The organism is Kitasatospora sp. NPDC004240, assembly GCF_053603215.1.
The window spans coordinates 1-15,350 of record NZ_JBSGFD010000055.1 but is presented as its reverse complement, the minus strand read 5'-3'; the positions used below and the strand labels follow the sequence as shown (position 1 = coordinate 15,350).

Below are 15,350 nucleotides of genomic sequence, written 5' to 3'. Positions count from 1 at the left end.
CCGGCCTGGCACGGCGGTTCGCGATCAGTGCGGCCGGATCGAGCGCCAAGCTACCCGGGCCCTCGACGGCCGCGCAAGGAGGTGATCGCGCTCCCGTGGACGCCGCCCGGGGCCCGGTCCGTTGTTCAACGCACCGGCCCCCGAGGGTGATCAACCACCGTGGTGGCGGGCACTCACCCCCGCCGCACCCGCCTCATCCGTTCCCCGCCGGCCAGGGTGAGCAGCGCCCCGCCGGCCGCCGCGAGGGTGGCGACCGCGAGCCGCTGGCGGCGGGCGCGGCGGCGGTCCTCGGCGGCGACGCGCACCGAGGCGGCCAGGAAGGAGCGTTCGACCCCGGCCGGGGTCAGCTCGCCGCCCGCGGCCCGGCGTCGCAAACCGTCCAGGACGGCGCCGCGCAGGAGCAGTTCGGGGTCGCGTCCGGCCGCCGCCCAGGCCCGGGCCGCCGCGGTGAGCCGGCGCTGCTCGGGCGGTACCGCGCGGCCCTCGGCGAGCCAGTCGCGCAGCCGGGGCCACGCCTGCGGGAGGGCGTGGTGGGCCAGTTCGACGGTGTTCCGGTCCAGCACCACCAGGCGCGCCCTGGCCAGCCGTTCGAGCAGCTCCGGCATGCCCGGCTCGTCGAACTCCAGCCGCCCGACCGGCCGTCCGGGCATGCCGTCCGGGCCGACGGGCGGCCCCGCCGGCCCGAACACCGCAGGCCCCCCGGCCGGAACGGCGTCACCCTGCGCAAGGGGCCCGCCGGGCACCACCACTCCGCCGGCCACCACCGCCCCGCCCGGCACCACCGCCCCGCCTGGCACCACCACCCCGCCCGACACCACGACCCCGCCCGGCAGCACGGTCCCGCCCGTCGGCGACTCCCCGCCCAGCCGCAGGAACACCGCCCGCGCCCGCTCGCGATCCGCCGTGCCGAGCCCGCCGTACAGCGCCTCGGCGGTCCGGGCCAGGGCGCCCTCGAAGCCGCCGGTGGCCTGGAACCCGGCCAGGGTGAGCGCGTTGCCGCTGCGCCGCCGCCAGGTCTCCAGCAGGGCGGCCGAGAGCAGCGGCAGCGCCCCGGGCTGCTGGGCCCCGGTGGAGATCAGGACGGCCAGCAGGGCGCCCTCGACGGTGCAGCCGGCCCGCAGCGCCGGTTCGGTGATCGCCCGCCGCAGTTCCTCCGGGGCGGGGCGGCCGACGGTGATCCGGGCCTGGTGCCCGGCCTCGGCGAGCGCGGGGTGGTCCGCCAGCAGCGCCTCCTGGTCCGAACGCACCACCAGCACCACCCCGGCGCCCCGGGCGAACCCCGTAAGCGCCGTCAGGAAGCGCTCGCGCTCGGCGGCGTCGCGGCAGCGGGTCCGCAGTTCCTCGGCCTGGTCCACGACCAGCACCGGGTCGCCGCGCCCGGCGGAGGGCTGCCGGGCGAGCCGGGCCAGCGCGGTCTCGTACGCCTCGGTCGGCCGCTCGCCGGGGGTGAGCAGGGCCGCCGGGCCGCCGTCCGCGCGGGCGCCGAGACGGGCCAGCAGGCCGGCCCTGACCAGGGAGGACTTACCCGCGCCGGAGGGTCCGGTGACGACGACCAGACGGTGTTCGCCGAGCAGGGCGACCAGCCGGTCGAGCAGCGCCTCGCGGCCGTGGAACCGTTCGGCGTCGGCCGCCTCGAAGGCCGCCGAGCCCGGATAGGGGGCCCGGCCGGCGTCCTGGGCGCGCCGCCGGGCGGCGGTGTCGGCGGCCAGCTCGGCGGCGAGCAGCTGCCAGCGGTGCTGCCACTCCCGGGCGTCACCGCCGCAGGCCTGCACATAGGCGAGGGTGACGGCCAGGCTGGGCAGCCGCCGCCCGCCGGCGGCCACCGAGAGGCTGGCGGCCGAACAGTGGGCCCGCAGGGCGAGTTGGCGGTACGGCGGCATGCCCGCCCGTTCCCTGAGCGCCCGCAGATCGGCCGCGAACCGCAGCAGCGGTCCGTCCCCCTGGTCCAGTGGACTCTCCCGACGCGGCACAGCGGCCCCCTTCTGCCCTGAAGTGGTTCACATGGTGTGAAGTCGTGCGCGCATCCCCCCAAGATTCATCATGCGCAGGACAGTTGGCGTCAAACAACGGGCCGGTCGGGAGCGTTGTTCCGAGTTGATGTTCAGTGGCCGACGACGCGGCGCCGAACAATGCCCTTGGGATAGAACCGGGACCCGGGCCGCCCGGTCCGGCCTTCGGAGATCGCAGACTTCGGAGCATTCCCATGAAGTTCACCCGCTACTGCCGCTCCCTGCTCTCCACCCCCGCGCTGGCGGTCGAGCGGTACGCCAAGAGCCACCGGTCCGGCGCCGACATCGCCATGGTCGACCTGGAGGACTCCGTTCCGCCCGCCCGCAAGGCGGAAGCCCGGCGGCTCGCCGAGGGCTTCTTCGACCTGCCCTCCACCAAACTGGCCCGCAGCGCGGTGCGGATCAACACGGTCGCCGGCCCGGACGGGCTGCGCGACCTGGTCGCCCTCACCCACTACCCGGTCAAGCCGGACCTGGTGCTGATCCCGATGGCGGAGTCCCCCAGGGACGTCGAGATCGTGGCCGGCGCGCTCGCCGCGGACTGCCCGGAGACGGAGTTCCTGGCCGTCGTGGAGACCCCGCGCGGGATCGAGAACGCCGCCGCCATCGCGGCCTGCGGGCACCGGTTGCGCGGCCTGGTCTTCGGCTCGGCCGACTACGCCTTCGCGGTCGGTGCCCGGCTCTGCTGGGAGGCCCTGGCCCCGGCCCGCGCCCGGGTGGTGAACGCGGCCCGGGCCGCCGGGGTGGAGGTGATGGACGCGCCGCTGTTCGAGGTCGCCGACCTGGACGGGCTGCGCCGGGAGGCCGCGCTCGCCCGGGACTTCGGCTTCAGCGGCAAGATCGCCGTGCATCCGCGCCAGCTGCCCGCCATCAACGAGGCGTTCACCCCGGACGAGCGGCTGCTGGAGCGGGCCCGGCGGGTGGTCGAGGCGGGCCGGGAGAACGGCCGCTCGGTGACCGTGGTGGACGGGGTGATGGTCGGCATGCCCTTCTTCGAGGCGTCCCAGCGGCTGATCGAGCAGTTCGGCCCGACCCTGCCCCCGGTCCCGGCCCCCCGTACGCCCGCCGGCCGGACGTCCTCGACCGAGGCGCACCCGGCCCCGTCCGCCGAGGCCCACCCCTCCGCCGGAGCGCCGTCCACCGGAACGCGCCCCTCCCCCGGGGCGCCGTCCGCCCCCACCGACAAGGAGTGATCATGACCAGCCCACAGGACCCCGTGCAGGCGCCCCCGGCGGAGGACCCGGACGTGGCCGGCCCGCGCCGGTACCGCAACGCCGCGACGATGCTGGCCACCGCCGACCCGGTCTGGCGGGCCGCCGGGGAGCACGGCCTGATCGGCATCACGGTCGACTCCGAGTCCAACAACCGGCTGATCGTCCGCGAGACCGGCCACGAGTTCGCCAACATGGTCTCCTGCGCCTACCTGGGGCTCAACAACCACCCGAGCGTCGCGGCCGGCGCCGTGGACGCCCTGCAGGAGTCCCGCAGCACCTGGCTGGTCACCTCCACCACCCGGATCCGGCACAACCTGCTGGTCCGGCTGGAGGAGGAGCTGGGCGAGCTGTTCGGCGCCCACATCCTGCCCGGGGCGTCCTGTACGTCGCTCACCTCGGGCATCCTGCCGCTGATCGCCTCGGGCCACCTGGGCGGCAGCGGCGAGCCCCGGGTTATGGTGTTCGACCGGTTCTGCCACTTCTGCATGGCCTATGTGAAGCCGATCTGCGCGGACGAGTCGCTGGTGCTCAACTGCCCGCACAACGACCTGAACTACCTGGAGGACGTCTGCCGCAGGTACCCCCGGGTCGCGTACGTCGCCGACGGCGCGTACTCGATGGGCGGGGCGGCGGCCCTCGACGGCCTGCTCGAACTCCAGGACCGCTACGGGCTGTTCCTCTACATCGACGACTCCCACTCGCTGTCCATCATGGGCGAGCGCGGTGAGGGCTTCGTCCGCTCCCGGCTGGAGATGAACCCGCTCACCGTGATCGTCGCCAGCCTCGGCAAGGGCTTCGGCACCGGCGGCGGCGTGGCGATGCTGGGCGAGCGCGAGCAGTTCGAGTTCCTGCACCGGCACGCCGGCCCGGTCGGCTGGTCGCAGAACATGGCGCTCCCGCTGGTCGGCGCCTCGCTGGGCAGCGCGGCGATCCACCGCTCGCCCGAACTCAAGGACCTCCAGGCCCGGTTGCAGCACAACATCGACCTCTTCGACGAGTTGCTGCCGACCACCTTCGCCGGCAACGGCCTGCCGGTGCGCCGGATCGACGTGGGCGACGCCGACCGGGCCGTCCGGCTCTCCGCCCAGCTCTTCGAACGCGGCTACTACAGCTCGGCGGTGTTCTTCCCGATCGTCCCCAAGGGCGAGGCCGGGCTGCGGCTGATGATGCGTGCCGACATGGACGACCGGCTGATCACCGACTTCGCCGGACACGTCCGCGAACTGACCGCGGACCTGCGGTGAGCGAACGGATGGGCGGACAGACGAGCGGACGGATGAGCGGCCGGGAGACCGGGGCGCCCCCCGGGGAACACCCCGCGGACCTTCAGCCCCCGGCCGGCTACCGGAGCGTCGGCGCCGCCCGCTACCGGGAGGTGGTCGGCCGCTACTACGAGGAGTTCACCGTCGGCGAGGTGGTCGAGCACCGGCCCGGCCGCACCGTCACCGAGCTCGACAACGTCCTGATGAGCATGCTCAGCATGAACGACGCCCCGCTGCACATCGACGCCGCCTACAGCCGGCACACCCCCTGGGGGCGGCCGATCGTCTCCAGCCTGGTGACGCTCAGCATCGTCGGCGGCATGACCGCCCGCTCCACCAGCGGGCGGACCATCGCCAACCTGGGCTGGGAGAACATCCGGATGACCAACCCGGTCTTCACCGGCGACACCCTGTACGCGGAGACCGAGACCCTGGCCAAGCGGCTCTCCAAGAGCCGTACCGGGCAGGGCATCGTCAGCTGCCGCACCACGGGGGTGAAGTCGACCGGCGAGGTGGTGGTGGTCTTCGAACGCAGCTTCCTGGTGCCGCTGCGCGGCCACGGCCTCGACGAAGTGGCCGGCTACTGACCCACCGGGCACGGGTGGACCGACCCGATCACGACCGGGGCCGGTCCACCCGTGCCGCTCCACCCGGCCCGGCCCGGGTCAGTCCACCCGCGTCACGTCGACCAGCAGCTTGCCCATCGTCCCCCGTCCGGCCAGCGCGCGGTGCGCCCCGGCCACGCCGGAGAGCGGAACCGTCCGGTCCACCCGGGCCACCAGCCGCCCTTCCAGGGCCAGTTGGAAGAGGCGCCCGGCCACGGCGGTGAACAGCGCCCGGTCCGCCAGGACGTGCCGCAGCCAGAAGCCCAGCACCCCGACCGAGCCGTCCGCCAGCTCCCCGACGGTGAAGGACTCCTCCTCCCCACCCCGGGCGCCCACGCTCACCACCCGGCCGAACGGCGCCAGCGCCGCGAACCCGGCCCGCAGCACCGGGCCGCCCAGCGAGTCCAGGAAGAGGTCCAACCCACCGTCGGCGCGCAGCCGTTCGGCCAGCTCCGGGTCGGCCGGGTCGAGCGCCTCGTCCGCCCCCAGGGAGCGGACGAACTCCCGCTTGGCGGGCGTGGAGGCCAGCCCGACCACCCGGCCGGCCCCCAACTCCCGGGCCAGCTGGACCGCCAGGTGCCCCACCCCGCCGGCGGCCGCGCCGACCGCCACGCTTTCCCCGGGCCGCAGCCGGCCGAGGGTGACCAGCCCGCCGTACGCGGTGGCACCCTGCTCCAGCAGCGCCAGCGCCTGCGCGTCCGCCAGTCCGTCCGGCACCTCGACCGTGAACGCCTCCTCCGCGCAGGCCACCTGGGCGTACCCGCCGCCCTCGCGCAGCAGCGCGGCCACCCGCCGGCCGTCCCGGCGGCGCCGGCCCACCACGTCCGCGCCCAGCACTGCCGGCAGCGCGAGCTCCAGGTACTCGCCCCGACGGCAGTGCAGATCGGCGTAGTTGACCCCGGCCAGGGTGACGTCCAGCAGGCAGCGGCCGGGGCCGGGCACCGGTTCGGGCACCTCCTCGACGGTGAACTCCTCCGGCCCGCCGTAGTGGTGGATCACCGCCGCCCGCACCGTCAGGCCCCGAACAGGCCGAGCAGCCGGCGCTCCTGGGCCCGCGCCTGCTCGGCGGAGCCGGCGATCACGCAGTACATCACCGAGCCGTCCGCCGGGGCGAAGTCACAGCTGAACACCACCCCGGTCGCGGTGTCCGGGTCGAAGGCCAGCCCGGCCCCGGTCACCGCCTCCACCGCCTCGCGGAAGGACGGCACCTTGAGGCCGGCCAGCTCCAGGATCACCCGCTCGGCCCGCCGCCCGGCGCCGACCAGTCGGGCGAACAGCGCGTCGTGCAGATGGGTGGAGCCGGTCAGCCGCCCGTTGGTCTCGCTGAAGTACAGCTCGCCCTTCGGGGTCAGGAAGGCGTCCGCGCTGACCGTGCCTCGGTATCCGAGCACCCGGAGCGATTCACACAACCGGGCTGCCTGGTCGACCAATTCGGCCAGCACCCCGGCGTCCGGGGTGACCGGCGGGGTGATCTCGCCGACCACCACCGGGTCCATCACCATCTCCCCGCAGCCGGAGAGCACGGCCTCGTGCGCGGCGATCGTGAACTCCGCGTACAGCGGCACCGCGTCGGTGAAGTAGCGCTCCACCACCACCCGCCGGCCCCGCCCGCCGGTCAGCCAGGACCACCGCTCGGCCACGTAGCCGGCCACCGCGGCGCGGTCCGCCAGCGGCACCACCCGCTGCGCGCCGGCCGGCACGCCGACCTGCTCGTCCCGGACCAGGACCTCGTTGCCGAAGCCGCCCGCCTGGTACTCGACCTTCACCATCACGCTGTGGCCGCCCGCCAGCAGGGCCTCCACCGCCGTCTCCACCTCGACCGGTGAACCCGCCACCGTGCCGGGGGCGATCGGCACCCCGGCCCCGGCCGCCACCGCCCGGAACGCCGCCTTGCTGTTGACCAGCGCCAGCCCGCCCTGCGCCGCGAAGGCGTGCCCGGGTACGGCCTGTTCGGCACCGAGCGCCGCCGCCAGGTCGACCACGCAGGCGTTCGCCGCGATCGCCAGCACCCGGTCCACCGTCCGGCCGGCCAGCACCCGGCGCAGCTCCGCCCGGAAGTCCTCGTCGGCCAGCCGGTCCGGGGTCAGCACCTCGGCGCCCTGGACGCCGGGCGGCGGGACGACCACGGTCAGGCTCTCCGGCCGGGTGCCGGTCAGGGCGGTGACGTACGCCAGGTACTCCGGATCCGGCCCCCAGGGCAGCACCAGGACGTCACCGTCCTCGGCGAACCAGAGCATCCGCTGGGCGCCGCAGCCGGCGAACCGCAGCTCCAGGGGCGTCATACCGGAGAGGTCGCCGACCATCTCCTCGGTCCGGTTGTTGCCTATGCACAGCGTGGTCATCCGGCGCTCTCTCCCGACCCTCGATGCCGTGATCCTGGATGGTGCTGCGCCAGGTGTACCGCACCGGGGTTGTTCGGGTTCGGCGCTCGGCCGCTGAACAAAAACGGTGAACAACGGACCGCGGGATCAGCTCCGCAGCCGCTGCCGCAGCTCGTCCACGGCGGCCCGGATGCCCGCGCCGTAGGCGTCCTCGGGCAGCAGGTCCAGGCTGCGCACCGCGCCCTCCAGCTGTTCGCGGGCCCGCTCGGGCTCGCCGAGCTTGAGGTGGTCGGAGGCGAGGTTGAGGTGCAGCGAGGGGTAGAAGGCGCGCACCTGGAGGGCGTCCCGGTAGGTGCGGGCCCGCTCGTCGGTCAGCGAGTCCGCGGCGGCCAGGGCCCGGCGGTCCCACTCCAGCTCGGCGTGCGGATCCTCCTGGAGGTCGGCCAGGTAGTGGGCGAGGACGCAGCGGTGGAACACGTCGCCGTGTTCGCCGAGCCGCTCCCAGAGCTGTTCCAGGGCGGCCCGCGCCTCGGCCGTCCGCCCGGCCTGGGCGGCCTGCACCCCCGCCAGGCCCAGCGCCAGCCGGGACGCCACCGGGTCCTCGCCGCCGGCGACCGCGTCGGACACACCGGGAATGTCACGCATGTCAGGCACATCGGGCATGGCCGCAGCCTAACCCCGACGGCCCGGGCCCGCCGGGCTCAGCGGCGGTGGCCGGGCTCAGCGGCGGTAGCCGCGCTGCGGGTCGCGCTCCTCCGCGTCCTCGTACCAGAGGAACCAGCCCTCCGGGTGGGTGGCGGCGAGCAGCAGTTCGGCGCGCTGCTCGGCGTCCAGCTCCGGGTCGCCGTCCTCCGGCCCGTACACGCCGAACAGCTCGTCGTGGCAGCCGTCCCAGTCGTAGTCGTAGAGGTCGGCCGGCAGGTCGCCCATCATGTCGGCGACGGACTCCGGCTGGGCCCCGAGCAGGGCGCGGGCGTCCACCAGGGCCATCCGCAGCGCGATCTCCTCGGCCAGGCAGCGCGGCAGCGGCCACTCGCCGAGCGCCAGGTCGTCGGCGAGGTCGTCGAAGGCCCGGGCCATCGCGCGCCGCCAGCCGCGGTGCATCCGCCAGGTGCGTTGCGGCAGCCGGCCGAAGACCGTCCAGTCCGGTTCGTCGCCGTCGGACACCGGCTCGTCGTCGTGCTCGTCGACGTCGTCGTAGGCGGCGTCCGCCAGACCCAGCAGCTGGGCGTGCAGCAGGCAGGCGGTGCGCGGGGTGAACGTCCAGTCGCCGGTCGCGCCACCGCCCTCCGCCTCGTCGCCGTCCAGCGGGAAGAGGTCGGCGAAGTCCGGTGCGAAGTCCTCGGTCACGCTGATCTCCAGCGTGCCGCCCAGCGCCTCGACGCCCGGGATCGCGGCCACCAGCCGGTCCGGGTGCAGCAGGGCGCCGAGTGCGGCGTTGGCGTCCTCGGCCACCTCGCGCAGCATTTCACGGCGCTGGCCGGCCGCGTCGATGCCGTCGAAGTCCATCTCCTCCACCGCCGCGATGGCGGCGGCGCGCAGCGCCGGCCAGTCGGTGATCCGCAACCCCAGAACCACCGTCGCCTCGATCTCCTGCGCGCCGGAGTCCTCCGCCGCGCCCGGCCCCTGTGGATGATCACTCCGCTCGCTCATGCGCCTACGGTACGGCTTTTCCGCCGCCCGATCACCGGTGGGTTCCCGGGCACGTTTTCGGCCTCCCGGCCACGCCTTCCCCCGCACGGCCCGGACCCCGGCCAGGATGGGCCCCATGGCCAACATTGACGAGTACGGCGGCGGGCAGGGCCCGAACGCCCAGGTGCTGGTAGTGACCACGAACGACATCCCCGGATTCCGGGTCGACCACGTGATCGGCGAGGTCTTCGGCCTGACCGTGCGCAGCCGCCACATCGGCAGCCAGATCGGCGCCTCGCTGAAGTCGCTGGTCGGCGGCGAGCTGAAGGGCCTGACGAAGACCCTGGTGGAGAGCCGCAACGAGGCGATGGAGCGGTTGGTCGAGCAGACCCAGGCGCGCGGCGGCAACGCGGTCCTGATGATGCGCTTCGACGTCACGGAGGCCGCCGACGTCGGCACCGAGATCTGCGCGTACGGCACGGCCGTGGTGATCTCCCCGGCGGCGTAGCGCTGTCCCCGGCCGCACGGGCGGGCTTCCGGCGGCGTCGGCGGCCGTGGGCTTCCGGTGTCGGCGGCCGTGGGCGGGCCCGGGAACACCTCGGCCCAGCGGGATGTTTCACCCACGTGACTGTTTACGGTGCAACATCCTTGGCGGACCGGGCCGCCGCGGCGCCCGGGGAGTCCCCCCGGCGCGAGGTGGACGTCCTGGTGGTGGGCGCCGGGCAGGCGGGCCTGTCCGCCGCCTACCACCTGCGCCGGCGCGGCTTCGCCCCGTACACCGAGGGCGTCGCGGGCGGCTTCGTGGTGCTGGACGCCGACCGGGCCCCCGGCGGTGCCTGGGCGCACCGCTCGCCCTCGCTGCGGATGGCCACCGTGCACGGCTTCCACGACCTGCCCGACGCCGAACTGCCGGAGCCGGACCCGGCGGCCCCCGCGCGCCAGGTGGTGCCGGAGTACTTCGCGGCGTACGAGGCGCGACACGCGCTCCCCGTCGTGCGCCCCGTCACCGTCCGCGCGGTGCACCCCCTGCCGGACGGCCGGCTGCGGGTCGAGACCGGCCCCGGCTCCGGTACCGACTCGGACCCGGGCACCGGCAACTGGACCACCCGGGCGCTGATCAACGCCACCGGCACCTGGACCCGCCCGTTCCTGCCGCACTACCCCGGCCGGTTCGCCGGACGCCAGCTGCACTACGCCGAGTACCGGGGCCCCGAGGAGTTCGCCGGTCGGCGGGTGCTGGTGGTCGGCGGCGGCGCCTCGGCCGTGCAGGTGCTGTCGGAGGTCGCGGCGGTCGGCGAGACGGTCTGGGTCACCCGGACCCCGCCCGAGTACCACGACGGCCCGTTCACCGCCGAGTACGGCCGCGCGGTGGTGGCGAAGGTCGAGGAGCGGGTGCGCCGGGGCCTGCCCGTCCGCAGCGTGGTGAGCGTCACCGGGCTCGGCCCGTCCGTCGCGTACCGGCGGGCCGAGGCGCTGGGCGCGCTGCACCGCCGCCCGGTGTTCGACCGGCTCACCGAGCACGGCGTCGCCTGGGGCGAGGAGGAACTCGCGGTGGACGCGATCATCTGGGCCACCGGGTTCCGGCCCGAGGTCGGGCACCTCGCCCCGCTGAGGCTACGGGCCCCCGGCGGCGGGATCGCCCTGACCGGCACCCGCGCCGCCGCCGACCCGCGCGTGCACCTGGTCGGCTACGGCCCGTCGGCCAGCACCATCGGCGCCAACCGGGCGGGCCGGGCCGCCGTCAACGAACTGGTCACGCTGCTCGGCGAGCCGACCGGGGCGGTGGCGGGCCGGGCGTAGCCGTGCACGGCCCGCGTGCTGCCGTACGGCGACCCGCTGTACGGGCAGCGCGCCACCCCACGACCAGCGCGGATCGCCGTACGACCATCGGATCGCCGTACGGGCGGCACCTCAGCGGTCGAAGTCGACCGTCACCTTGTCGGTGAGCGGGCGGGCCTGGCAGGTCAGCACGTAGCCGGCCGCCAGCTCCTTCTCCTCCAGCGCGAAGTTGCGCCGCATCTCCACCTCGCCCTCGCAGACCAGCGCCCGGCAGGTGCCGCAGACGCCGCCCTTGCAGGCGAACGGCAGGTCCGGGCGCGAGCGCTGGGCACCGTCCAGGATCGAGCGGTCACGTGGGAGGGAGAGCGTGCTGCCGCGGCCGTCCAGGACCACGGTGACCTCGCTGTGCGCGCCGTCCGCCGCGGTGTCCTCCTCGGCGGGCCGCTCACTCACCGGCTCGTCCTCGGCGTGGAACAGCTCCTGGTGCACCCGCCCCGCCGGCACGCCCAGCCCGCCCAGCAGCTCCTTGGCGCCGGTGACCATCCCGTGCGGGCCGCAGAGCCACCAGTGGTCGACCTCCGGGACGTCCACCAGCGCCGACAGCAGCGCGCCGACCCGCTCGGGGTCGAGCCGACCGCTGAGCAGCTCGGCGTCCCGGGTCTCCCGGGAGAGCACGTGCAGCAACTGGAACCGGCCGAGGTAGCGGTCCTTCAGGTCGGCCAGCTCGTCGGCGAACATCACCGTGTCGCTGCGCCGGTTCCCGTACAGCAGGGTGACCGTCGACGTGCGGTCGGCGGCGAGCACCGAGGCCGCGATCGACAGCATCGGGGTGATCCCGGACCCGGCCGCCAGCAACACGTGGTCGCCCGGCTCGCCCAGGTCCGGGCTGAACAGGCCGGTGGGCGTGAGCACCTCCAGCTCGTCGCCCGGCCGGGCCTCGCGCACCAGCCGCCGCGAGAACAGCCCGCCCGGCACCTCGCGGACCGCGATCCGCAGCGGACCCCCGACCGGCGAGCAGATCGAGTACGAGCGGCGCTCGTCCACCCCGTTGAACACCTGGCGCAGGGCGAGCGTCTGCCCGGGCCGGAACGCGTACGCCCCGGCCAGCTCGTCCGGCACCTCGAAGGTCACCGCGACGGCGTCCTCGCAGAGCCGGTCGATCCCGGCGATCCGCAGCGCGTGGAACGCCGGACGGCGGGCCGGCGCGCTCGCGGGCGCCGGGGCGGCGGGCGCGGCGGCCTCCGGGGAGGCTTCCGGGGCGGCGGGCGCGGCTGCCGTGGGCAGGGAGGCGGCCATTCAGATCTCCTTGACGCGTTCGAAGGGCTCCCGGCAGCTGCGGCAGCGCCACAGCGCCTTGCAGGCGGTCGAGCCGAAGCGGGACAGCTCCTCGGTGTCGGTGTCGCCGCACTGCGGGCAGGCCACCGGCTCCGCCCCGGCCCGGCGGGTCGGGCCGAGCCGCAGCAGCACCCCGGAGCCGTCGGCGCCGGAGGCCACCGAGAAGGGCTCACCGGAGGGCGCGCCGACGGCCGCGCGGGCCGTCCGGGGCGGCGCGATCCCGGCCTCGGCGAGCTTGCGCCGGCCCTCGTCGCTGATCAGGTCGGTGGACCACGGCGGGTCGAGCCGCAACCGCACCCGGACGTCCCGGAAGCCGGCCGCGCGCAGCCGGCGGTCGACGTCGGCGGCCATCTCGGCGACCGCCGGGCAGCCCGAGTAGGTGGGCGTGAGCCAGGCGGTGACGTGCTCCCCGTCCTGCTCCACCCCGGACAGCACGCCGAGGTCGGCCAGGGTGAGCATGGGCAGCTCCGGGTCGGGGACGGCCGCCGCGACCTCCCAGGCGTCCACCGGCACGGTGTTCGCCGGCACGGTATCCGCCGACGCGGTATCCGCCGGCACGGTGTTCGCCGGCACCGGGTCCGTCGCGTCCCGTACGGCGTCCATCACGTCACCTCTCACCGGCGTACCCGCGGTCACCAGGTGGCCCCGGGGTGGGCGCGGGCCACCACCTGCAGCTCGGCCAGCAGCAGGCCCAGCGCCTCGGTGTGCACCCCGTCCCGTCCGGCCCGGCCGCCGACGGTCGCCAGCGGCGCCGACTCCGGCACCGTCAGCCCGGCCTCGGCCAGGACGGCGGCCAGCGTGCGCAGCACCGGCTCGCGCAGCGTGCCCGGGTCCACGCCGACCCGCGCCTCCACCGGGTGCGCCGTGAACAGCTCCTCCAGCAGCGGCCACACCTCGTCCAGCCCGGCCTGCATCCGCTGCGCCGAGTACGGCGTGCCGTCGCCCAGGCGCAGCGTCCACGCCGTGGCGTACTCCTGGTGGTAGGCGAGCTCCTTGGCGCCCCGGACGGCGACCGCCGCCAGCACCGGGTCCGCGTGCCCGGCCAGCGCCTCGTACAGCGCGCGGCGGGCGGTCGCGAACAGCAGCAGCCGGGCGATCGAGTACGCGAAGTCGCCGTTCGGCGTCTCCACCATCCGCACGTTGCGGTACTCGTGGTCCTCGCGCCAGTACGCCAGGTCGTCCTCGGTGCGCCCGGTGCCGTCCGCCTGGCCGGCCCGGGTGAGCAGCTGGCGGGCCTGGCCGAGCAGGTCGAGGCCGAGGTTGGCGAGCGCCACCTCCTCCTCCAGCTCGGGCGCCCGGGTGCACCACTCGATCAGCCGCTGGGCGAGGACGAGCGCGTCGTCGCCCAGCATCAGGCAGTACGCGGCCAGGTCGGCCCCGTCCAGGCCCTCCGGCACGGAGGTGTCGACGCCGAGCAGCGGGTCGGCGAAACCCGTCCCGTAGGCCCAGCGGCCCTCGCCCTCGGGGCCGGGGTCGGCCTCGCTCAGGCTGAGGTAGACGTGGTCGTCGTCGGCCGTGTGGTCGTGGTGGCCGGTGAGGTGGTCGGTCATGTCCGGTTGCTCCCCGTCAGATGTGCGGGACATCCTCGGGGATGTCGTAGAAGGTCGGGTGGCGGTAGACCTTGTCGCCGCTCGGGGCGAAGAACGGGTCCTGCTCGTCCGGGGTGGAGGCGGTGATCGCGTCCGAGCGGACCACCCAGAGGCTGACGCCCTCGTTGCGCCGGGTGTAGAGGTCGCGCGCGGCCAGCAGCGCCATCCGGTCGTCGGCCGCGTGCAGCGAACCGACGTGGACGTGGTTCAGCCCGCGCCGGGGGCGCACGAACACCTCGTACAGCGGCCAGCCGGCCTTGGACTCGCTCACTTGCTCTCCTCGTCGCTCTGCACGCTCTGCACGGCCTGCGCCGCCTGCTCGGTCTCCGTGCGCCGGCCGTCCTCCGCGCGGCGCTTGGCCGCGTACGCCGTGGCGGCCTCGCGCACCCAGGCGCCCTCCTCGTGGGCGGTGCGGCGGCGGTCGACGCGCTGGCTGTTGCACGGGCCCTGGCCGTGGATGACCCGGGTCAGCTCGGACCAGTCGGGCTCGCCGAAGTCCCAGCCGCCGCGCTCCTCGTTCCAGCTCAGCTCGGGGTCGGGCAGGGTCACGCCCAGGTGCTGCGCCTGCGGGACGGTCATGTCCACGAAGCGCCGGCGCAGCTCGTCGTTGGTGTGGCGCTTGATCCGCCAGGCCATCGAGCGGGCGGTGTTCGGGGAGTCCCCGTCCGAGGGGCCGAACATCATCAGCGACGGCCACCACCAGCGGTCCACCGCGTCCTGCACCATCCGGCGCTGGGCCTCGGTGCCGCGCATCAGCGTCATCAGCAGCTCGTAGCCCTGGCGCTGGTGGAACGACTCCTCCTTGCAGATCCGCACCATCGCCCGCGCGTACGGGCCGTAGCTGCAGCGGCAGAGCGGCACCTGGTTGCAGATCGCCGCACCGTCCACCAGCCAGCCGATCACACCGACGTCGGCGAAGGTGAGGGTCGGGTAGTTGAAGATCGAGGAGTACTTCTGCCGTCCGGAGATCAGCTTCTCGGTCAGCTCCGCCCGGTCCACGCCCAGGGTCTCGGCCGCCGCGTACAGGTACAGCCCGTGGCCGGCCTCGTCCTGCGCCTTGGCCAGCAGGATCGCCTTGCGGCGCAGCGAGGGCGCCCGGGTGAGCCAGTTGCCCTCGGGCTGCATGCCGATGATCTCGGAGTGCGCGTGCTGGGCGATCTGGCGGACCAGGGTGGCCCGGTAGGCGTCCGGCATCCAGTCCCGGGGCTCGATCCGCTGCTCGGCGGCGATGACCGCCTCGAAGCGGGCCTCGTGCTCGTCCGGGTGCCCGGCCGGCGTCCGACCGGCCACCACTTCTGCTGTCACCACGGCTCCCCTGTTGGTCCCCTGTACGGGCGCGGCCCCTTCGCGGGCCGGGCCGGTGTGCGGGCGGCGCGCCCGACTGACCGTTCGGTCGGTTCCATTGTGCGCGGTGGGGCGGTGCGCTGACAAGCGTGTCCGGGTGGTGGGGGTGAAGGGGCCGCGACGGCGGGGGCGTGCGGGTGACGGCGGCCGGGGCCGGCGGATGACGACGGCGGGCGCGCGGATGACGGCGGCGGGCGCGCGGATGACGACGGCGGGCGCACCGAGGGTGCGCGGGCGCCCCTGGGCGGGCCGGCCGCTCC

15 protein-coding genes are annotated in these 15,350 nt (G+C 75.1%); 5 read left to right on the top strand and 10 right to left on the bottom strand.

Going from position 1 to position 15,350, the window contains the following annotated elements:
- Positions 1-173: 173 nt before the first annotated feature.
- Positions 174-1,970, bottom strand: a complete 1,797-nt coding sequence (locus ACWEQL_RS17140) for an nSTAND1 domain-containing NTPase (RefSeq protein ID WP_452151069.1) — start codon at positions 1,968-1,970, stop codon at positions 174-176.
- A 233-nt stretch (positions 1,971-2,203) separates the two neighbouring features.
- On the opposite strand from ACWEQL_RS17140, the gene ACWEQL_RS17135 reads away from it, so the two are divergent.
- Genes ACWEQL_RS17135 through ACWEQL_RS17125 form a run of 3 tightly spaced genes read left to right on the top strand, consistent with a single transcriptional unit; the run spans position 2,204 to position 5,072 of the window.
- Positions 2,204-3,202 (top strand): aldolase/citrate lyase family protein, encoded by a 999-nt coding sequence (locus tag ACWEQL_RS17135; RefSeq protein ID WP_452151068.1) that lies wholly within the window; start codon positions 2,204-2,206, stop codon positions 3,200-3,202.
- A 2-nt stretch (positions 3,203-3,204) separates the two neighbouring features.
- Complete coding sequence (locus ACWEQL_RS17130; RefSeq protein WP_452151067.1) at positions 3,205-4,467, top strand: 8-amino-7-oxononanoate synthase family protein; 1,263 nt, start codon at positions 3,205-3,207, stop codon at positions 4,465-4,467.
- 8 nt (positions 4,468-4,475) lie between these two features.
- The gene (locus tag ACWEQL_RS17125) at positions 4,476-5,072 is read left to right on the top strand and encodes a MaoC family dehydratase (RefSeq protein ID WP_452151066.1); all 597 of its coding nucleotides are present in this window, start codon (positions 4,476-4,478) and stop codon (positions 5,070-5,072) included.
- Between the two features lie 78 nt (positions 5,073-5,150).
- Here ACWEQL_RS17125 and ACWEQL_RS17120 read toward each other — a convergent pair whose 3' ends face one another.
- The 4 genes from ACWEQL_RS17120 to ACWEQL_RS17105 form a co-directional block, all read right to left on the bottom strand.
- A complete protein-coding gene (locus ACWEQL_RS17120; RefSeq protein WP_452151065.1) occupies positions 5,151-6,089 on the bottom strand; it encodes a quinone oxidoreductase family protein in 939 nt (312 codons plus the stop codon).
- 14 nt (positions 6,090-6,103) lie between these two features.
- Complete coding sequence (locus tag ACWEQL_RS17115; RefSeq protein ID WP_452151064.1) at positions 6,104-7,432, bottom strand: preATP grasp domain-containing protein; 1,329 nt, start codon at positions 7,430-7,432, stop codon at positions 6,104-6,106.
- Between the two features lie 126 nt (positions 7,433-7,558).
- Entirely contained in the window at positions 7,559-8,074 is a 516-nt protein-coding gene (locus ACWEQL_RS17110) for a hypothetical protein (RefSeq protein WP_452151063.1), read from the bottom strand.
- A 57-nt stretch (positions 8,075-8,131) separates the two neighbouring features.
- On the bottom strand, positions 8,132-9,064 hold the full coding sequence (locus tag ACWEQL_RS17105) for a hypothetical protein (RefSeq protein ID WP_452151062.1): 933 nt from the start codon (positions 9,062-9,064) through the stop codon (positions 8,132-8,134).
- A gap of 115 nt (positions 9,065-9,179) precedes the next feature.
- On the opposite strand from ACWEQL_RS17105, the gene ACWEQL_RS17100 reads away from it, so the two are divergent.
- Together ACWEQL_RS17100 and ACWEQL_RS17095 are read left to right on the top strand one after the other, a co-directional pair.
- Entirely contained in the window at positions 9,180-9,551 is a 372-nt protein-coding gene (locus tag ACWEQL_RS17100) for a YbjQ family protein (protein ID WP_452151061.1), read from the top strand.
- 140 nt (positions 9,552-9,691) lie between these two features.
- Entirely contained in the window at positions 9,692-10,843 is a 1,152-nt protein-coding gene (locus tag ACWEQL_RS17095) for an NAD(P)-binding domain-containing protein (RefSeq protein ID WP_452151060.1), read from the top strand.
- Positions 10,844-10,954: 111 nt separating this feature from the next.
- Here ACWEQL_RS17095 and paaE read toward each other — a convergent pair whose 3' ends face one another.
- Genes paaE through paaA form a run of 5 tightly spaced genes read right to left on the bottom strand, consistent with a single transcriptional unit; the run spans position 10,955 to position 15,039 of the window.
- Positions 10,955-12,118, bottom strand: a complete 1,164-nt coding sequence (gene paaE, locus ACWEQL_RS17090) for a 1,2-phenylacetyl-CoA epoxidase subunit PaaE (RefSeq protein ID WP_452151059.1) — start codon at positions 12,116-12,118, stop codon at positions 10,955-10,957.
- Entirely contained in the window at positions 12,119-12,760 is a 642-nt protein-coding gene (gene paaD / locus ACWEQL_RS17085) for a 1,2-phenylacetyl-CoA epoxidase subunit PaaD (protein ID WP_452151058.1), read from the bottom strand.
- 29 nt (positions 12,761-12,789) lie between these two features.
- Positions 12,790-13,707 carry a 1,2-phenylacetyl-CoA epoxidase subunit PaaC gene (gene paaC / locus ACWEQL_RS17080; RefSeq protein ID WP_452151057.1) on the bottom strand — a complete coding sequence of 306 codons (918 nt, stop codon included), beginning with the start codon at positions 13,705-13,707 and terminating at the stop codon, positions 12,790-12,792.
- Between the two features lie 16 nt (positions 13,708-13,723).
- Positions 13,724-14,017, bottom strand: a complete 294-nt coding sequence (paaB, locus tag ACWEQL_RS17075) for a 1,2-phenylacetyl-CoA epoxidase subunit PaaB (RefSeq protein WP_452151056.1) — start codon at positions 14,015-14,017, stop codon at positions 13,724-13,726.
- Complete coding sequence (paaA, locus tag ACWEQL_RS17070; protein WP_452151096.1) at positions 14,014-15,039, bottom strand: 1,2-phenylacetyl-CoA epoxidase subunit PaaA; 1,026 nt, start codon at positions 15,037-15,039, stop codon at positions 14,014-14,016. Before paaA ends, paaB begins: the two co-directional genes overlap by 4 nt.
- Positions 15,040-15,350: the final 311 nt, after the last annotated feature.